The sequence below is a fragment of the Vibrio zhanjiangensis genome (assembly GCF_030161235.1).
GTDB classification, from domain to species: domain Bacteria; phylum Pseudomonadota; class Gammaproteobacteria; order Enterobacterales; family Vibrionaceae; genus Vibrio; species Vibrio zhanjiangensis.
Genome location: NZ_BSPW01000036.1, coordinates 43,186 through 61,677, shown reverse-complemented (window position 1 = coordinate 61,677; position 18,492 = coordinate 43,186). Strand labels below are relative to the sequence as shown.

Annotated in this window: 17 protein-coding genes and 1 other annotated feature; of the genes, 12 read left to right on the top strand and 5 right to left on the bottom strand. The window is 42.3% G+C overall.

The genetic code is table 11. From position 1 onward, the window contains the following. Positions 1-291 precede the first annotated feature (291 nt). Positions 292-681 carry a DUF3293 domain-containing protein gene (locus QQK21_RS10000; RefSeq protein WP_284192049.1) on the top strand — a complete coding sequence of 130 codons (390 nt, stop codon included), beginning with the start codon at positions 292-294 and terminating at the stop codon, positions 679-681. Between the two features lie 28 nt (positions 682-709). Next, the gene (locus tag QQK21_RS09995; RefSeq protein WP_284192048.1) at positions 710-1,195 is read left to right on the top strand and encodes a putative 4-hydroxy-4-methyl-2-oxoglutarate aldolase; all 486 of its coding nucleotides are present in this window, start codon (positions 710-712) and stop codon (positions 1,193-1,195) included. A gap of 19 nt (positions 1,196-1,214) precedes the next feature. Here QQK21_RS09995 and QQK21_RS09990 read toward each other — a convergent pair whose 3' ends face one another. Next, entirely contained in the window at positions 1,215-1,676 is a 462-nt protein-coding gene (locus QQK21_RS09990; RefSeq protein WP_284192047.1) for a hypothetical protein, read from the bottom strand. 271 nt (positions 1,677-1,947) lie between these two features. On the opposite strand from QQK21_RS09990, the gene thrL reads away from it, so the two are divergent. The 4 genes from thrL (at position 1,948) to thrC (ending at position 6,824) form a co-directional block, all read left to right on the top strand. Then, positions 1,948-2,025, top strand: a complete 78-nt coding sequence (thrL, locus tag QQK21_RS22315; RefSeq protein WP_431313108.1) for a thr operon leader peptide — start codon at positions 1,948-1,950, stop codon at positions 2,023-2,025. After that, positions 1,961-2,079, top strand: a sequence feature (Thr leader region). Its footprint overlaps the gene before it by 65 nt. 29 nt (positions 2,080-2,108) lie before the next feature. After that, positions 2,109-4,568, top strand: coding sequence for a bifunctional aspartate kinase/homoserine dehydrogenase I (gene thrA, locus QQK21_RS09985; RefSeq protein WP_284192046.1), 2,460 nt, complete (start codon positions 2,109-2,111; stop codon positions 4,566-4,568). Positions 4,569-4,584: 16 nt separating this feature from the next. After that, complete coding sequence (thrB, locus tag QQK21_RS09980; RefSeq protein WP_284192109.1) at positions 4,585-5,541, top strand: homoserine kinase; 957 nt, start codon at positions 4,585-4,587, stop codon at positions 5,539-5,541. Then, the gene (gene thrC / locus QQK21_RS09975; RefSeq protein WP_284192045.1) at positions 5,538-6,824 is read left to right on the top strand and encodes a threonine synthase; all 1,287 of its coding nucleotides are present in this window, start codon (positions 5,538-5,540) and stop codon (positions 6,822-6,824) included. Before thrB ends, thrC begins: the two co-directional genes overlap by 4 nt. Before the next feature lie 55 nt (positions 6,825-6,879). On the opposite strand, the gene btuF is transcribed toward thrC, so the two are convergent. The 3 genes from btuF to mtnN are packed head-to-tail and all read right to left on the bottom strand — an operon-like array spanning position 6,880 to position 9,374. Next, entirely contained in the window at positions 6,880-7,704 is an 825-nt protein-coding gene (gene btuF, locus QQK21_RS09970) for a vitamin B12 ABC transporter substrate-binding protein BtuF (protein WP_284192044.1), read from the bottom strand. Next, positions 7,705-8,658, bottom strand: a complete 954-nt coding sequence (locus tag QQK21_RS09965; protein ID WP_284192043.1) for a cobalamin biosynthesis family protein — start codon at positions 8,656-8,658, stop codon at positions 7,705-7,707. 17 nt (positions 8,659-8,675) lie between these two features. Further along, complete coding sequence (mtnN, locus tag QQK21_RS09960; protein ID WP_284192042.1) at positions 8,676-9,374, bottom strand: 5'-methylthioadenosine/S-adenosylhomocysteine nucleosidase; 699 nt, start codon at positions 9,372-9,374, stop codon at positions 8,676-8,678. Positions 9,375-9,651: 277 nt separating this feature from the next. Between mtnN and rpsO the strand changes: the two genes are divergently transcribed. The 6 genes from rpsO to QQK21_RS09930 all read left to right on the top strand — a co-directional run bounded on the left by rpsO (position 9,652) and on the right by QQK21_RS09930 (position 17,310). Further along, positions 9,652-9,921, top strand: coding sequence for a 30S ribosomal protein S15 (rpsO, locus tag QQK21_RS09955; RefSeq protein WP_006957756.1), 270 nt, complete (start codon positions 9,652-9,654; stop codon positions 9,919-9,921). A 321-nt stretch (positions 9,922-10,242) separates the two neighbouring features. Next, positions 10,243-12,378: a polyribonucleotide nucleotidyltransferase gene (gene pnp / locus QQK21_RS09950; RefSeq protein WP_284192041.1), complete on the top strand. Its 2,136-nt coding sequence runs from the start codon at positions 10,243-10,245 to the stop codon at positions 12,376-12,378. 100 nt (positions 12,379-12,478) lie between these two features. Further along, entirely contained in the window at positions 12,479-13,399 is a 921-nt protein-coding gene (gene nlpI / locus QQK21_RS09945) for a lipoprotein NlpI (RefSeq protein ID WP_284192040.1), read from the top strand. Positions 13,400-13,506: 107 nt separating this feature from the next. Continuing rightward, the gene (locus tag QQK21_RS09940; RefSeq protein WP_284192039.1) at positions 13,507-14,844 is read left to right on the top strand and encodes an MATE family efflux transporter; all 1,338 of its coding nucleotides are present in this window, start codon (positions 13,507-13,509) and stop codon (positions 14,842-14,844) included. Positions 14,845-15,233: 389 nt separating this feature from the next. Then, positions 15,234-16,568: a cyclic-di-GMP-binding transcriptional regulator VpsR gene (gene vpsR, locus QQK21_RS09935; RefSeq protein ID WP_284192038.1), complete on the top strand. Its 1,335-nt coding sequence runs from the start codon at positions 15,234-15,236 to the stop codon at positions 16,566-16,568. Positions 16,569-17,058: 490 nt separating this feature from the next. Continuing rightward, entirely contained in the window at positions 17,059-17,310 is a 252-nt protein-coding gene (locus QQK21_RS09930; RefSeq protein ID WP_284192037.1) for a DUF1127 domain-containing protein, read from the top strand. 76 nt (positions 17,311-17,386) lie between these two features. Here the strand turns inward: QQK21_RS09930 and QQK21_RS09925 are convergent, their stop codons facing one another. After that, a complete protein-coding gene (locus tag QQK21_RS09925; protein WP_284192036.1) occupies positions 17,387-18,421 on the bottom strand; it encodes an NADP(H)-dependent aldo-keto reductase in 1,035 nt (344 codons plus the stop codon). Between the last annotated feature and the right edge of the window lie 71 nt (positions 18,422-18,492).

Here is an 18,492-nt window from a genome sequence, read left to right as displayed (position 1 = left end):
AATAGAATAAATTCTAGGCAATAACCTAACATACAGGTAATGTGATGCAGATAATAAACCAAAGACTGCCAAAGTGCATTGTTTCTTTGGTTGCCCGCCATCCATGGGCTCAAATGCGTACTTGAGATCCCTTATTTTCACGCTTTCTATTAGTCTTTGCTGCGGATTCTATAATGTTAACAGCATGCTAACAATGTCAGAATGTTAATTCCATTCACTTTGTTGATTTATATCAAGAGTTAGAATGTAACAAAAATTAATCGTCGATAACATAACTAAAGCATGATGAATATGATGATAGATGCATTTCTTTGGCAACAATATTCAAATCCTTACTTCAAATTAGTTCATCAACCTGACTTTGAGGAGTTTGCTATTATCACAGCATGGAATCCAAAAAGTCACAGGCGTGGCAAATTAGAAAATGATCGCAGTAATCACAGCTTGGTCAAAGAATTTGGCCATACTTGTTATACCGAAGTCTTGGTCGGGGATCGAGATTTTAGCTGGGTAGAAATCAGCTTTGCGGTAGCACTTTCTGAGCAGCAAGCATTGTACTTGGGTCGGAAGTATCAGCAGAATGCGATTTACTATGTAGTGAGAGATGAGTTGTTTCTACTTTCTTGTTGTGCTGATAACACGAAAGTGAGTCTTGGTGGCTGGAGACAGCGTTGCGGGTAGTGAATAGAGGTATTTCCTTGGAGGAATGATGAAAGATATAACATCAGATATATGTGACAAACACGAAGATAAAGTGACTTTATTGGACATACCTTTACACACCTTTGGTAATAAGTGCGCTTTCTGGGGAGAGATAGTGACCGTTCGTTGTTACCATGATAACTCAAAAGTGCGGGAGGTCTTAAGCCAAGATGGAAAAGGTAAAGTCCTCGTTGTTGATGGTCATGGTTCTTGCCAACAAGCGTTACTTGGTAGCCAATTAGCGATTTTGGCCATAGATAATCATTGGGAAGGCGTCATCATTTATGGAGCGATTCGAGATGCTGCTGCGATAGCTGAGATGGAGTTTGGTATCAAAGCCTTGGGCACTAGCCCTTTCAAGACCGAAAAACGTGGCTCAGGTGATTTAAATGTTACTTTAACGATTCATAATCAGATGATCCAACCCGGTGATTATGTATACGCCGATTGGAATGGTGTGCTTATGTCTACAGAGTTGCTTGATTGGAGTTGATGGCGAATTTTTGAAAAAATTAGAATCTGAATCCAATACCGACTTCAAACCCTTTCTGCCACTCTTGATGTTCAAGTGTTGCGTGTAAGTCGATATTTTCCGTCAACCTCATTCTGCTCGAGACTTCAGCAGAAATTACAGTATCACTGCCCAAATTGGTATTGTTTTCTTGATAAGAGCGCAGACTGCTCTGTACTGAGACTCTTGGAGTCACTTGATAACTTACCCCACTTAAGAAGCCACTTTCATTGATTGATGTATTTTGGTTGATACTCGCACCAACGTAGAAGTCTATTTTATTGAACAGATTGTACGAGTAACCACCGTCGATTGTCCATGTATCAAAGTCTTGGTGATTTGCTTCGCTAGATAAAAACAGTTTATGCGATGATGTTTTTTTTTGTGATGGCAATGAAGGAAGCTCAGCTGCTATTGAAGAGCAAGCTGCAAGAGCAAGCAAAAGGCTTAGTTGTTTTTTCATTTGCCACCCCATCATTTTAACTTCCCACCGCAGGATCAAGTAAAGCATAAAATACAGCCATAGCGAGACAGTTTTACGATAAAACTATTAATTACCACATATAAAACTTGTTTTATCTATTGTGTAATTAATGTAACCTCTTGATGCACATTGAAGAAGCTCGATGAGAGAGCAAAATGGAAAAAGTAAAAAAAATTGTTGACTCCAGGTAAGCAAATCGGTTAAACGTAAAGGAAAGCAAACACACTTTTTGTTATCATAAAAATCGCACATGAATCATTTTAGCCTATCAGTAATGACCACAACCATTATTATTACCGACATCACACATGTTGGGGCAGGCTGCTAAGCGAAATAAATTCAAAAAAAGGCCTGTATCCCAAGAGATACAGGCCTTTTTTTATACCCATTTACAAGCATTTGGAGGAAGAAATGCGTGTTTTAAAGTTTGGCGGCTCATCGTTAGCTGACGCAGATAGGTTTCTACGGGCAGCGGATATTATTGCTAATAATGCTCAACAAGAAGAGGTCGCAGTTGTCCTTTCAGCTCCCGGCAAAACGACCAATAAATTAGTCTCTGTTATTGATGGAGCTTTAAAAAATGGTGAGGCAGAGCTTCAGATAGCGGATCTTGAAGCATCTTTTAGGGACTTGTATCAAGAAGTAAAAAAATCCTTACCCAATATCGATGGTTCTGATTATGACAATCAGGTCAAAACCTCCTTGGGGCAGCTCCGTCAATTCGTTCACGGAATAAACCTATTGGGGATGTGTCCAGCTAATGTGAACGCTCGTATTATCAGTAAAGGCGAACGAGTATCCATTCAGTTGATGAAAGCCGTGTTAGAAGCAAAAGGCCAGCCGGCTAGCTTGATTGATCCAGTCAAGTACCTTTTTGCCAAAGGCGACCACTTAGAAGCTATGGTCGATGTTGAAGTGTCTACTCAAAATTTTCGGCAATATCCTTTGCCCAAAGGACACGTCAATATCATGCCAGGTTTTACTGCTGGTAATGAAAAGGGTGAACTAGTCACTTTAGGTCGTAATGGTTCAGACTATTCTGCTGCAGTTCTAGCCGCATGTTTACGTGCTGAGTGCTGTGAAATTTGGACAGATGTTGATGGCGTTTATAACTGTGATCCTCGCTTGGTTGATGATGCACGTTTGCTCAAGTCACTAAGCTATCAAGAGGCAATGGAGCTTTCCTATTTTGGTGCATCTGTACTGCATCCCAAAACCATTGCGCCTATCGCTCAGTTTCATATTCCATGCCTAATAAAAAATAGCTTCAATCCACAAGGCACTGGTACTTTGATTGGCCAAGACACAGGCGAAGATAACTTGTCTATCAAAGGAATCACAACCTTAAGTGACCTAACGATGGTGAATGTCTCTGGCCCAGGGATGAAAGGCATGGTCGGCATGGCAAGTCGAGTGTTTGGCGCCATGTCGGCGTCAGGCGTTTCGATTGTGTTAATTACCCAGTCATCTTCGGAATACAGCATCAGCTTTTGCATTGAAGCGGCAGATAAAGTTATTGCTCAGCAGGCGCTGAGTGAAGGGTTTGAGCTAGAGCTAAAAGAAGGGCTACTGGAACCGGTAGATTTTATTGATGATGTGGCAATTGTTACTTTGGTTGGAGACGGAATGCGCACTTCAAGAGGTGTCGCCTCTCAGTTTTTCTCTTCTTTAGCAGAAGTAAATGTCAACATTGTTGCTATTGCTCAAGGTTCGTCAGAGCGTGCTATCTCTGCTGTTATACCAGAAGATAAAATTTCAGAAGCCATTAAAGCCTGTCATGAAAATCTATTTAATTCTAAGCACTTTCTTGATGTTTTTGTGGTTGGCGTCGGTGGTGTCGGCGGAGAACTGGTTGACCAAATTCAGCGCCAGCAAGCCAAACTGGCGGATAAAGGTATAGTGATACGAGTTTGCGGCTTGGCAAATAGTAAAGGTCTATTGCTTGACAGTCAGGGGTTGCCTTTAGAGCATTGGCGAGATCGTATGAAGGACTCAACAGAAGACTTCAGCTTAGCTCGCCTCATTTCCTTGGTACAGCGTAATCATATTATTAATCCGGTGTTAGTTGATTGTACTTCATCTGAGTCCATTGCAAATCAATATGCAGATTTCCTCGCCGCCGGTTTTCATGTGGTCACTCCAAATAAAAAGGCCAATACCGCCAGTATGAGTTATTATCACCAACTTCGTGATGTTGCGCGTAGTTCTCGTCGTAAGTTGATGTATGAAACAACGGTTGGTGCCGGATTGCCAGTTATTGAAAATTTGCAAAACCTGATTGCTGCAGGTGATGAATTGGAACGTTTTACTGGTATTCTTTCCGGCTCGCTGTCATATATTTTTGGTAAGTTAGACGAAGGTATGACCTTGAGTCAGGCCACCAATATCGCTAAAGAAAACGGCTTTACTGAACCTGATCCACGAGATGATCTTTCTGGTATGGATGTCGCGCGTAAACTGTTGATCCTTGCTCGCGAAGCAGGCATGAATCTGGAGCTTGGCGATGTAGTGGTTGAAAAGGCGTTGCCACCAAGTTTTGATGATTCGGGGAGTGTGGATGAATTTATGACACGCTTGCCGGAAGCGGATGCATATTTCAAACAACTCTCGGAGGAAGCGGCAGAGCAAGGCAAGGTGCTACGCTACGTCGGTGAAATCGATAATGGCCAGTGCCGAGTCAGTATTTCAGCTGTTGATGATAATGACCCTATGTTTAAAATTAAGGATGGTGAAAATGCTTTAGCTTTTTACAGCCGTTATTATCAACCAATCCCTCTTGTCTTACGTGGCTATGGGGCTGGTACAGAAGTTACGGCAGCGGGTGTATTTTCAGATGTAATGCGTACATTAGGTTGGAAGCTTGGGGTTTAAACGAATGAGTATTGGTATGGATGTCGTCGTCTACGCACCCGCGTCGATTGGAAATGTAAGTGTCGGTTTTGATATTCTTGGAGCAGCCGTATCTCCAATTGATGGGACATTGTTGGGTGACCGAGTGATGGTCACAGCGGGCGAGGCCCCTTTTAGTCTTAAAACTGCTGGGAGTTTTGTTTCCAAACTGCCTCAAAATCCGAAAGAAAATATTGTTTACGACTGCTGGCGAGTCTTTGCAAGAGAACTGGATAAAAAAAATATCGCCCTGTTACCTGTCGAAATGACGCTTGAAAAAAATATGCCTATAGGCTCTGGGCTGGGCTCGAGTGCTTGCTCGATAGTCGCGGCGTTGGATGCGTTAAATCAATTTCACGGGAAACCGTTAGATCAAACTCAGCTTTTGAAATTAATGGGAGAAATGGAAGGGCAAATATCTGGTGGTATCCACTATGATAATGTTGCGCCATGCTTTCTCGGAGGTGTGCAACTGATATTGGAAGAGCTGGATATTATTTCTCAGGAGGTGCCCTGTTTTGAACATTGGTACTGGGTCATGGCGTATCCGGGAATCAAAGTCTCGACCGCTGAAGCTCGTGAAATTTTGCCTTCCCAGTATCGCCGCCAAGATATTATTGCTCATGGTCGTCATTTAGGCGGCTTTATTCATGCTTGTCATTCTAATCAGCCTCAATTAGCAGCAAAGATGATCAAAGATGTGGTAGCTGAGCCATACCGTGAGAAATTGTTACCGGGTTTTGCCAAAGCGAGGCAATATGCAGCTAGCGCTGGGGCTTTAGCGACAGGCATTTCCGGAAGTGGTCCAACACTATTTAGTATTTGCAAAGATAAAGATGTTGCTGAGCGCGTGGCTCGGTGGTTAGAACAAAATTACGTACAAAACCAAGAAGGATTCGTCCATATTTGTCAATTGGACAAGCAGGGATCCCAAGTAACAGGAAGTGAGCTATGAAGCTTTATAATATAAAAGAAAATGATCAACAAGTGTCCTTTGCTCAAGCTGTTCGCCAAGGCTTGGGTCGCAACCAAGGTTTATTTTTTCCAGCGCAATTGCCCGCTTTTGACGATATTGATTCTCTGTTAGCTGAAGATTTTGTTTCTCGTAGTACTAAGATTCTTTCTCGTTTGATTGGTGATGAATTATCCGAAGAAACCGTCAATGCTATGGTAGATGCGGCTTTTCAGTTTCCAGCGCCAATTAAAGCAGTCACAGATAACCTGTATGCATTGGAGCTATTCCATGGGCCTACACTTGCGTTTAAAGACTTTGGCGGTCGTTTCATGGCTCAATCTCTGGCAACGGTTTCTGATGGTGGCAAGATCACGATTCTAACGGCTACATCGGGTGATACTGGTGCCGCTGTAGCGCATGCTTTCTATGGTATGGAAGACATTAATGTCGTTATTTTGTACCCGAAAGGAAAAATTAGCCCATTGCAAGAAAAACTATTTTGTACTTTGGGTAAGAATATTCATACCGTCGCAATTGATGGTGATTTTGATGACTGTCAATCCCTTGTTAAACAAGCCTTTGATGATGCAAAACTGCGAGACGATATCGGGCTAAATTCAGCAAACTCAATTAATATCAGTCGACTAATGGCGCAAATTTGTTATTACTTTGAAGCGGCTGCGCAGATGAGTAAAGAGCAGCGTGAGAATTTAGTGGTTTCAGTGCCTAGTGGTAATTTTGGCAATCTGACCGCTGGACTGTTGGCTAAGGCATTAGGCCTTCCTATCAAGCGTTTTATCGCCGCGACTAATGTCAATGACACTGTTCCTCGATACCTAGAAACGGGTAACTGGGAACCTAAAGCAACGATAGCCACGACTTCAAATGCAATGGATGTCAGCCAGCCAAATAACTGGCCGAGAATTGAAGAGCTTTGTCGTATTAAAAAGTGGGGGTTGGAAACGCTTGGTAAAGGAGCGGTTACTGACCAGCAGAGTGCTGAATCTGTAAAAGCGCTTTACGCTCAAGGTTATCTCTGTGAACCTCATGGCGCGATTGCTTATCGTTTATTGGATGAGCAGTTGCAAGACGGTGAAACTGGGCTTTTCTTATGTACAGCGCATCCGGCGAAATTTAAGGAAGTGGTTGATGACATCCTTGGAACAGATATCGATCTTCCTGGGCCATTAGCGAAACATGCCGCAATGGATCTGCTTTCAGAAGATTTAGCCAATGATTTTGAATTATTAAAAGACGTATTGTATCGAGTTTGCGGTCAGTAGGAAGTCAATTAAAAGGTCACTTCGGTGACCTTTTTTAATCTAATGTATCTTCTCTCTACGAAGTGTGTTTCCGCAAAGTTTCAAAGTACATACACACTTGGTTAATGGCCTTGATAGTTCTTGGCGTGGGTCTACTCAACCAATCTGAATTAATAGACCAAACATGATGATTTTGTATCGCAGTCATTTGGGGCTCCCACTTTGACCATAGAGAAAGAGCAGAAGAATATTGTGACGAAAAAATAACATCGGGATTTTTTAAAATGACTTGCTCTTGGCCAACTTGAGGGTAGGGAACCGAACTATTTTCAAACACGTTGACGCCACCACAAAATGAGAAAACTTCGCTAGGCCACTGGCTCTTGGCCACGGTCATTAGCGGTTGATCACTAAGCTGATAGAAATAGCGAATAGGGATAGTAATTTGATATTGCTGCTTGAGCTTGGAAAGCTGTTGTCGAAAGTCTGTTGCCGCCTGCAGACCGATATCAGGATCAGGTGCGTACTGACTTAACGCTTCAAGAGACTGAGCAATATCGTCTAGTGATCGGATGTTTATTGCCAATACATTGATATTAAACGCTTTGAGCTTGTCGAGCTCTTTGGCTGGGTTGCCTCCCGGCCATGCAATAACCAGATCCGGCTTTAGTGTGATAATACGTTCCAGTTTCAGACCTTGATGGTTGGCGACAGTTTCAATTTTCCTAGCTTGTGGTGGGTAATCACTGTGTTCACTGACGGCAACCAGTTTATCTCCAAGACCTGCGGCGTATACCAGTTCAGTGATGTGAGGTGCTAAACTTATCACCCGCTCTACGGGCGCGGCTGACAGGCTTGTCGGGAAAATAATTAAGATTAACATTAGTCGCAGAAAAGACATTCAAATCCCCTGATATACGAAGCCCATAATCGCACTTTGTAGGACTATCCATGCGAACATTCTCCAGGCAAGCAAGCGTTGTACTTGAGCAATATGAATTGCTGAGGGGGCTATTCTGCCTCCTAATTTGCTTCGAATCGCCTTACTGCCCTCATATATCGCAGGCCCTCCCAGAGAGAGCTGTTGTTTCGCGCCAACAGCGACAAGTAGCCAAGCTGGACCGGGCAGAGGCCAAGAGCCTGCCTGCAATTTAAGTAGAGCAAACACTTCATGGGTTCTTTTGCCAACAGCCACCATCAAAGCAAAGAGACGCAGGGGAACGTAATCCAATATGACGACCAATCGAATCACAGGAATACCAAAGGGCGAGAATCGCTTTCTCGAAGGAGACCAAGCTCTGCCCAGCTCAACCGTCATTCTATACAGAAAAGCACCGATACCTCCTGTCAATGCGTACCAGAACAATACGCCAACCACATTTCGCCCGTAGGACATGATGAGGGTTTCTGTTCCCGCTTTACCCAAGCCAAGTAAAGATAAAGAGTGGGTAGAACGATTGACGATAGGTGTGAGTAGCATTTTGGCGTGTTCTTTATCTTCTCTTGCCATCGCTAGGACAAATTGATTGGTGAATTTGTCCGTATTGCGCCAATCTATGGCGAGTAAAAGCAAGGCTAAATCAAATAACTGAGCCTGCCAGACGAGAGGTTTTAGTGCTAAGAGAAGCGCAAACATGGGAATCGTCATCAGCAGCAAAGCTAAGGTGCCAGAAATTATACTTTGAGAATAACTGGAGTGAGTATTTACTTTGTCAGCAAGCTGCTCTGCAAATTTATGCCATAAAATAGCAGGGTGGGCTTCTCTTGGAAAAGGTAGAATCAAGTGAAACAGTAAAGCGCCCCACAAAACAAGTAGGGCGCCATTTGAGTAAAGTTGATTAAAGAGCGCTTCCAAGACGATTTATAACCCAATTATAGTTTGAGCAAGTTGATCATTTTGAACACCATTTCAGATGAGCTTTTCGCAGCTAAAGGTAGGAACTCATCGAAGCTCATGGGAGATTCCTTATCTGCAACATCGGAAATAGCTCGCACCACGACGAAAGGCACTTTAAATTGGTGACAAACTTGAGCGATCGCAGAGGCTTCCATTTCAACTGCCACGACAGAAGGGAAATGCTGTCGGATAAACGCTTGGCGTTCACTAGAACAAATAAACGCATCACCTGTACAAATCAGTCCCCGTACGGCATGCTGACCATCCATTTGAGATAAGGCTTTTTCAGCAATATCCATTAATCTAGGGTCTGCGGCAAATGATGCTGGCTGACCTGCCATTTGCCCCATTTCGTAGCCGAAGGCGGTAACATCGGCGTCGTGATGGCGAACTTCAGTTGAAATAACCACATCACCTAAGTTCAATGTCGGATCAAAGCCGCCTGCTGAGCCTGTGTTTATTACAAAGTCTGGTTGATGCTGGTCCAAAAGGATAGTGGTGCCCACCGCAGCCGCGACTTTTCCTATACCTGATTGAAGAAGAACAACATCTACCCCATTAAGTTGTCCGGAGAAAAAGGTACAGCCGGCCTTAGCGGTTTGTTTCATCCCCGTGATGGCTTGCTTCAAGAGGGTAACTTCTTGCTCCATCGCACCTATGATGCCAAGTTTCATATGGATTCCTGTTATTTCAGAAAGATAGCTTTTAATCAGCTAAGTGTAACAGAAATGTAGAAGATAGGAATGATGGCTAAATTGGCGTGAAATTCGATACGTTTTATTGCTTGGTTAGAGAGAGATTTGAGGGCTATTATTCAGAGATCTCTGAAAGTGCGAGATAAAATTCCTATTGCTTACACCTTGTCTATCCCCTATAATTCGCGCTCCTCGTGTCGGCTGAATCAGAGATTGGCTGGCACAGTGTTTAACTTACTCTTATTAGGAGAGAATAATGTCTCTGAATGCAGAAACTAAAGCAGCAATCGTTGCTGATTACGCACGTGGCGAAGGCGACACAGGTTCACCAGAAGTTCAAGTAGCTCTACTTACCGCTTCTATCAACCACCTACAAGGTCACTTCAAAGCTCATAAAGGCGATCACCACAGCCGTCGTGGTCTTCTACGTATGGTTTCTCGTCGTCGTAAGCTTCTAGACTACCTAAAAGGTAAAGACCTAGATCGTTACCATGACCTAATCAAGCGTCTAGGCCTACGTCGCTAATAATACAGCGATAGCATAGAGCAGTTTGTCGAAAAAGGGGCTTTTTGCCCCTTTTTTGTTGGCTAAATTTAGCCAAATCAAATTTATCTCGTTATACTACGCACGCGCGTGCTCATATTTTATGAGTTCGTAAAGGTAAAGCTCATCGCATTACAGTCAACCTAGTCGACCAAAAGGTCGCGACTATTATAAGTGACATTGCCTCTTGAGACGTTTCATCTTGAGGCAGTGCATTTTTACTAGTCGCGATTTGTAGTGCCTTGAGTGTCATTTAACACACTCTGAGAGCCGATTTAGGGCCCTTAGATGCAAGGAATAACAATGTTCGAAAAACCAGTTGTTAAAACATTTCAATACGGTAACCATACCGTTACTCTAGAAACTGGCGTCATCGCTCGTCAAGCTACGGCCGCCGTGATGGTTACCATGGACGATACCGCAGTATTTGTCTCTGTCGTAGGTAAAAAAGATGCGGTTGAAGGCCAAGATTTTTTCCCACTAACGGTTAACTACCAAGAGCGTACATACGCGGCAGGTAAAATCCCAGGTGGTTTCTTTAAGCGCGAAGGTCGTCCTTCTGAAGGTGAAACGTTAACTGCTCGCCTTATTGACCGTCCAATTCGCCCACTTTTCCCTGATGCGTTTAAAAACGAAGTGCAAGTGATTGCTACTGTCGTGTCTGTGAACCCAGATGTGCAGCCTGATATTGTCACTATGATAGGTACTTCTGCAGCGCTTGCTATTTCAGGTATTCCGTTTAATGGTCCTATTGGTGCTGCACGTGTGGGTCATATTAATGGTCAATTGGTACTAAACCCAAGTGAAACCGAGCTGGCTACATCCAGACTGGATCTTGTGGTTGCGGGTACTGAATCTGCAGTTCTTATGGTGGAATCAGAAGCTGACAACCTAACAGAAGAAGAAATGCTATCTGCGGTTGTTTACGGCCACGATCAGCAGCAAGCTGTAATTAAAGCAATCAATGAGTTCAAGGCAGAAGTTGCTACGCCTGTTTGGGATTGGGTTGCGCCTGAAGAGAACACAGTACTTAAAGCTAAGATCGCGGAGTTGGCTGAAGCTAAATTAGTTGAAGCGTACCAGATCACTGAAAAAATGGCTCGTTACGACCGTATTCATGAGATTGCAGCAGAGGTGAACGAAGTTTTGCTTGCTGAAGATCCAGAAGCAAATACCAAAGAAATTCACACTGTCTTCCACGATCTTGAGAAGACGGTGGTGCGCCGTAGTATTATCGCTGGTAATCCTCGAATCGATGGCCGTGAGAAGGATATGGTACGTGCGCTAGACGTACGTACTGGTGTTCTACCTCGTACACACGGTTCCTCTCTGTTCACTCGTGGTGAAACTCAGGCGTTAGTGACAGCAACTCTTGGTACCCAACGTGATGCTCAAATTATTGATGAGCTAACGGGTGAGAAGAAAGATCACTTCTTGCTACATTATAATTTCCCTCCTTACTGTGTAGGCGAAACAGGGTTTGTTGGTTCACCTAAACGCCGTGAAATCGGCCATGGTAAATTGGCTAAGCGTGGCATTGCAGCGGTTATGCCTTCAGTGGAAGAGTTCCCATACACAGTACGTGTTGTATCAGAAATTACAGAATCGAATGGTTCATCTTCAATGGCTTCAGTATGTGGTACCTCTTTAGCACTGATGGATGCAGGTGTTCCAATTAAGTCTTCTGTTGCCGGTATTGCCATGGGACTTGTTAAGGAAGGCGATGATTTCGTTGTTCTTTCTGACATCCTTGGTGATGAAGATCACTTGGGTGATATGGACTTTAAAGTTGCAGGTACTAACACAGGTATTACTGCTTTGCAGATGGATATCAAGATTGAAGGTATCACCAAAGAAATCATGCAAATTGCACTTAACCAAGCGCAAGGTGCGCGTAAGCACATTCTATCTGTGATGGATGAAGCGATTTCTGACGCTCGTGACGACATCTCTGAGTTTGCACCTCGAATTCATACTATGAAAATCAGTGCTGAAAAGATCAAAGATGTCATTGGTAAGGGTGGTGCTGTGATCCGTTCTCTAACTGAAGAGACTGGCACAACCATCGAAATTGAAGATGATGGTACGATCAAAATTGCTGCAACAGAAGGTGCTGCTGCGAAAGAAGCGATTCGCCGTATTGAAGAAATTACCGCTGAAGTTGAAGTGGGACGTATATATTCAGGTAAAGTCGCACGTCTTGCCGATTTTGGCGCTTTTGTCACTATTCTTCCAGGTAAAGACGGTCTTGTGCACATTTCTCAAATCGCTGAAAAACGCGTTGAGAAGGTGTCTGACTACCTTGCTGAAGGTCAGGAAGTTCAAGTTAAAGTGCTTGAAATCGATCGTCAAGGTCGAGTGCGCTTAAGTATGAAAGAAGCGGTTGAAAAACCTGCTGAAGAAGTGACAACAGAGCAACCATCGGCTGATGCTGAGTAATTGGCTTCTTTAGCTTAAAGCATGGTATAAAGGGAGCATTAAGCTCCCTTTTTTATGCCTACAGCGTGATTCAGGGTTTTAGCGACAGGAGTATTTAGTTGTGAAATGGTTTCAGGCTGCTGCACTGAGCATATCAATATTGGGCAATGTGGGCTGTTCGTCTCTGGTTGATCGTCAACCTGATTGGGTTTTGCCTCCAATGGTGGAAGCTTTGCAGCCAACTCTACAGCAGGAAGTACAGATTGCAAGGCTGAGTCAATTACTTCAGAGAGATGACTTGCCAAATGAAGCTCGAGCAAAGATGTATTTTGAGCGAGGCAGTTACTACGACAGTGTAGGCCTGCGAAACTTGGCTAGGTTGGACTATGAACAATCATTGGCTATTATTCCAAGCCAGTCTGAGTTGTTTAATCTACTCGGCGTGTATTTTACAGAAAATAGAAATTTTGATGCCGCGTACGATGCGTTTGATTCGGCTCTAGAATTGGCACCTGATAATGCTTACGCTGCGCGTAACAGAGCAATTGCGTTATATTATGGCGACCGAGTTGCCCTAGCTCTTGAAGATATGCAGAAACATTACGATCAAGATCCAAGCGACCCCTTTAGAGCATTATGGTTATATATAGTTAAGTCTGAGGTTTCACCTGACCAAGCTAAGAATGAGCTTCAGCAAAGTTACAAAAATGGTGACAGACAATGGGGGTGGTTTCTTGTCGCTATCATGTTAGGTGAAGTTTCAGAAAAGGACGCATTTAACGCAATTTATAGTACAAGTAAGGATCGTACTATCCGAGCGCAACGCTTGACCGAAGCATACTTTTATCTGGGAAAACGTTATCAATCAATGGGAACAGAACGCGATCTAGCCAAGGCGGTTTCTTTCTACAAGTTAGCTATTTCGTTTAATGTTTTCGATTATGTTGAGCATCGCTATGCATTCCTTGAATTGCAAAGTATCTACGAACAAGTACAGAAGAACGCAAAGCCTAGCTCACTAGAACAGCAAGCTGCTCTCTAATCGATAGCATGAAGAAAAATAAAGACCGAAACTTAGCCAAGTTTCGGTCTTTGGTGTATCTATGGAGCTAGATTTTAATATTATTCCGTCTTAAACAATGGTTTTCTATGCAAATATCAATACATCGACAGTTTCTTAAATATACCTTTCCTACTGTCTTAGCAATGCTGGTCAACGGCTTATATCAAGTGGTTGATGGTATCTTTATCGGTCGCTATGTGGGTGCTGATGGTTTAGCAGGGATAAACATTGCGTGGCCCGTTATTGGAACAATTTTGGCTATCGGGATGATGATTGGTGTCGGAACCGGTGCTCTGATTTCCATTCGACAAGGACAAAAAGACGCTATGGGGGCTAAGCAAGTGCTTGCTACTGGCTTTATGCTGCTTGTGATTCTAGCGCCAATCGTCGCTGGGTGTCTTTATTGGCTGTCTGATGACTTCATTTTTTGGCAAGGGGCACAGCAGCGTATATTTGAATTGGCGCAGCAGTACTTACACGTTCTTATTGGGGCATGCATTTTTACGCTGGGCTCAATCTCGATACCATTTTTATTACGCAATGATAACAGCCCAAACTTTGCTACTTGTTTGATGGTTATAGGTGCCCTACTCAATATTGCTTTCGACTATGTATTTATTGCCATACTCGAATGGGAATTAACAGGAGCGGCCATTGCTACAGGGTTAGCACAGATGTTCGTGACTATTATGGGAGTGAGTTACTTTTTTTCTCACCGAGCTACTTTGCGTCTTGGCAAGTCTGGTTTTAGACCCAAATTATATTTGGTACCTAAGATAGCCTTTATAGGTTTTGCGAGCTTTTTTATGTATGCCTATGGCGCAATTATGATCGCTGTACACAATGGTTTATTTGCTTATTATGGCGATCAAGTGATCATTGGGGCTTATGCTATCCTTGGCTATATTGTCACCGTGTATTATCTCATTGCTGAGGGAATTGCCAATGGTATGCAGCCCTTAGCGAGTTATTACTATGGTGCCAATCATCAGGTGAATGTTAAAAAGCTTCTTAAAATGGCGGTCATGAGTACAGTAGGCATTGGGCTTACCTTTATGTGTTTGTTGAATCTATTCCCGAACATATTTGTCTCAGTTTTTAACCACTCTGATCAACAGTTAATCGAAAGTGCTACCACAGGCATTCACTTACATCTTTTTGCTCTTGCTTTTGATGGTTTCTTGGTCGTTGCAGCTGCGTATTATCAAGCGATAGGTAAGGGAGCCAAGGCTATGTTCGTAACCATAGGCAATATATTGATTCAACTGCCATTTCTATATTTAATGCCGAAGCTAATTGGCTTGAAAGGTATTTGGCTTGCGTATCCTATGTCTAATGTCGTTTTGAGTGTCTTTGTTGTCGCTATGTTGATTAAAGACATCCGTCGCTATCCAAATCAGCAACCAACCCGATCTTTAGCTTGATGGTTTATTTTCCAATACACATAGTATGTGTATTCTCAATGAATAAATGACTTTTTATTCGTGTTTTGTGGTTTTAAATTCATTTTATGATTTGGCATTTGTCAGAAAAACCAGCATTAATCACTCTTTGTTCAAAATAAACCTTGTTAACCCTCTTATCATTCAGATGTTTACATGAAAATTATTTGAATCAATATCTCATTTATTTCCTTGTTGTTGATTCTTATGTTAATTTTGAGAAGAGAATCTTTCTGTATTTTATATAATTCAATCACTAGTCTTAATGTTAAGACAGATTATCTGGATGAGTAACGATAGTGTAACGTTTGCGTTAGCGAGTTTTCCAGAACACATTATTACAATTAAAAAAAACGAAAGGGATATATTGCATGGCTAGTCATTTCCGAATGGACTCTATTCCTGGTTCACTTATTGTTGTTGGCGGTACGTATGAACCATGGTTGTCAGTCTTAGAACAGGTCGGATGGCGCTGCACTCGGTGTGCAGATTTACGCAAGGCTGACTCACTATTTAGTGAGACAGGACCTTGTATTGGTATTGTTGACTTAAGTCACGATGAATTTAGTCTCAATGGTATTGCAAATTTAGTCAGTAATCATAAGCAAGTTCGTTGGTTAGCTTTCATCCGAGAAGCACAATTAAGTTCTGATACCATCTGTCAGTTTATTGTTAACTTTTGTATCGATTTTTTCACGGCACCAATTCCAGACGCTCAATTGTTAAGTACAATTGGGCATCAGCTTGGTATGCTTAAACTAGAGAAAAAAGTGTGGCCTCATTACGGTAATAATGACCAGATGGGTTTGATAGGTAACTCTATTCCATTGAAACGTTTACGGGACCAAATTAAACGTATTGGTCCAACAGATGTTAGCATTTTAATTTATGGCGAAAGTGGGACAGGGAAAGAAACCGTTGCGAGAGCTGTGCATAAAACCTCATCTCGGTCTCAGAAAGAATTTATTTCAGTCAATTGCCGTGCAATGTCTGAAAGAAGGTTGGAAAGTGATCTGTTTGGTATCAATCGTGATGATATATCAGAACCGTCAATTTTGGAGAAAGCGGATGGTGGGACGATTCTACTCAATGATATTTTGACCTTGCCATCTTCCCAACAAATTAATTTATTAAGATTTTTGCAGGAAGGTACGATTGAAACGCAAGAGGGAATACGAGAAGTTGATGTCCGTATATTGGCGGCAAATTCTGGTGATATTGAAAAGGCATTAATGGACGGTAACTTCAATGATGAGCTATATCACTATATTAATGTATTACGTATCAATGTGCCCAGTTTGAAAGAGCGGAGCGGTGATATTGCCATTTTAGCTCGTCATTTTCTCCAAGAGTATTCAAAAGAATACAATGCCCAAGCACGAAGTTTTACTGAAGATGCAACACGTGCCCTTGCCCGATATCACTGGCCTGGAAACGTTCGTGAGTTAATGAACCAAATTAAACGTATTGTACTGATGTCTGATACTGTGATGTTAGATGAGCAACATTTAGACTTGCCGAAACGAAGTGAAGCTAAACGTAGTTTAAAGAACATACGTGAAAGCAGTGAGCGAGATGCACTGCTGCTTGTATTGGAGTCACATTCTGGGCAGGTTGCCATGGCTGCCAAAGAGCTTGGAGTATCTCGAGCAACTATGTATAGATTGTTGAATAAACATAATTTAATTGCTGATATTGAAGCATAAATAAATTAGGCCACACTTTGTTTGTGTGGCCACCATGATACTATTTTAATTATACCATTAGTTAATAAGTTCTCTGTTTTGTTCTTACGAAGTGAGATATGGTGTCTATTTAGTTTAAAAGCTATAAAACTAGCGGAAAAGTCCGTATTAGAAATTATTAATAAAAATATATTGAAATATAATAAAATATGCATACAATTACTTGGTGAGTTAATTCTTACACCCACATATTATTTTGGATTAATTATTTACTAGGGGGCGAAAAATGACACATTTTACTGTTATATCATCGATCATCGCCTCTACTTTTTGTTTGTAACTATTGTAAGTCAAGAGTACTGAAACTCTCGTCTTTAGTTTATGAATAAATATGTAATTTAATTAATCCGTACCCACCTATTTTTAGTTGGCTGCGGAAAAGCAGCGAATTAAAAACCCTATTTAGGCTTATTTGTTGACTTTTCTCAGCCACAACGACTGGAGAATCATCATGAGTCATTCTATTTATTTAAAACTTGCTACTTTCCTACTTAAAGCTGATTTGCACCGTGAAGAGAGGTTGTTGAAGCGTCGAATCCGCCGTACGGCATTCCAAATACCCGTTTACAATGATCACCTGTTACGTGATATAGGCTTAGAAAAAGATGGCCGTTTTATTGGACATACTGTTCCAAGCAGTGTGAAAACACAACGTCGTATTCGTCATCTTCGACGAGCTCTTAGTGCACGAATACCGACGTAATATGTGGGCCAATTAAATAGTTAGTTGGCCCCATTATCAACAGCCAGTTGAGTTAATTCAGCTCGCTTTTTTATGGTTAAGGACATGGATTGGAGTACGTGGTTCCAATTTCTTGTAGCCCAGTGAGAAGCTCTTCAGTGAGTGTAAGATCTAAACTATCAATGTTCGATTTTAGTTGCGCTAAGTTTGTTGCGCCTATGATTGTTGAGGCGACGAAGGGTCTTTGATTAACAAAGGCGAGTGCCATTTGAGCAGGCTCCAAACCATGCTCTTTTGCTAAATCTATGTAAGCTTGTGTTGCGTGAATTCCTTGAGGGGTAAAATAACGTACGAAGCGTTCAAATCGAGAACACCTAGCACCTTCTGGACGAGCGTTGTTAAGGTATTTTCCGCTCAAGCATCCAAAAGCAAGGGGGGAATATGCAAGTAACTGAACTCCCTCATAGTGGCTTATTTCTGATAAACCAATTTCAAAGCTTCGATTCAATAGATTGTATGGATTCTGTATGGAAACAATACGAGGGAGTTCGTGTTTTTCTGCCAAGCGAAGTAATGTCATTACCCCCCATGGCGTTTCATTGGACACGCCGATATAACGTATCTTTCCTGCTTGGACGAGGCCAGCGAGACTGTCCAAAGTTTCTATTAAGGTGACTTCTTCTTGTTGTTCTGGGTATGGATAGTTGAGTTGTCCAAAACAATTTGTCCGTCGCTGGGGCCAGTGAATTTGGTACAGGTCAATATGGTCGGTTTGTAGCCGTTTTAAACTGTCATCAAGTGCTTGATGGATGTTGCGTCTGTCCAGGCTCATGTTGTCGCGGATATACGGAATATTTCTTGGACCAGCCACTTTCGTTGCTAGGACGACTTTTTCTCTTTTTCCTGATTTTTTTAGCCAGTTACCAAGGTATGTTTCAGTAATACCTTGGGTCTCTGCACTAGGAGGAACTGGATACATTTCGGCTGTGTCGATAAAGTTAATTCCCCGCTCCAGCGCATAATCTAGCTGCTCAAACGCCTCTTGTTGCGAATTTTGCTCACCAAAGGTCATAGTACCGAGACATATTTGGCTTACTTCAAGAGTGGAGTGAGGTAACTTGTTGTATTGCATAAAACTTCCTTACTCTATTGATCTTATACCAATATAGGGTATTGAGACCCAGGAAGAAATGAAACTGAGTA

What these genes read in the sequence shown, in the direction of transcription:
- QQK21_RS09930 (WP_284192037.1), top strand. Translation starts at nt 17,059, where the DNA reads ATGAGTCATTCTATTTATTTAAAACTTGCTACTTTCCTACTTAAAGCT.
- thrA (WP_284192046.1), top strand. Translation starts at nt 2,109, where the DNA reads ATGCGTGTTTTAAAGTTTGGCGGCTCATCGTTAGCTGACGCAGATAGG.
- QQK21_RS09995 (WP_284192048.1), top strand. Translation starts at nt 710, where the DNA reads ATGAAAGATATAACATCAGATATATGTGACAAACACGAAGATAAAGTG.
- vpsR (WP_284192038.1), top strand. Translation starts at nt 15,234, where the DNA reads ATGGCTAGTCATTTCCGAATGGACTCTATTCCTGGTTCACTTATTGTT.
- mtnN (WP_284192042.1), bottom strand. Translation starts at nt 9,374, where the DNA reads ATGAAACTTGGCATCATAGGTGCGATGGAGCAAGAAGTTACCCTCTTG.
- rpsO (WP_006957756.1), top strand. Translation starts at nt 9,652, where the DNA reads ATGTCTCTGAATGCAGAAACTAAAGCAGCAATCGTTGCTGATTACGCA.
- thrL (WP_431313108.1), top strand. Translation starts at nt 1,948, where the DNA reads ATGAATCATTTTAGCCTATCAGTAATGACCACAACCATTATTATTACC.
- btuF (WP_284192044.1), bottom strand. Translation starts at nt 7,704, where the DNA reads ATGTCTTTTCTGCGACTAATGTTAATCTTAATTATTTTCCCGACAAGC.
- QQK21_RS09940 (WP_284192039.1), top strand. Translation starts at nt 13,507, where the DNA reads ATGCAAATATCAATACATCGACAGTTTCTTAAATATACCTTTCCTACT.
- QQK21_RS10000 (WP_284192049.1), top strand. Translation starts at nt 292, where the DNA reads ATGATGATAGATGCATTTCTTTGGCAACAATATTCAAATCCTTACTTC.
- thrB (WP_284192109.1), top strand. Translation starts at nt 4,585, where the DNA reads ATGGATGTCGTCGTCTACGCACCCGCGTCGATTGGAAATGTAAGTGTC.
- QQK21_RS09925 (WP_284192036.1), bottom strand. Translation starts at nt 18,421, where the DNA reads ATGCAATACAACAAGTTACCTCACTCCACTCTTGAAGTAAGCCAAATA.
- pnp (WP_284192041.1), top strand. Translation starts at nt 10,243, where the DNA reads ATGTTCGAAAAACCAGTTGTTAAAACATTTCAATACGGTAACCATACC.
- QQK21_RS09990 (WP_284192047.1), bottom strand. Translation starts at nt 1,676, where the DNA reads ATGAAAAAACAACTAAGCCTTTTGCTTGCTCTTGCAGCTTGCTCTTCA.
- thrC (WP_284192045.1), top strand. Translation starts at nt 5,538, where the DNA reads ATGAAGCTTTATAATATAAAAGAAAATGATCAACAAGTGTCCTTTGCT.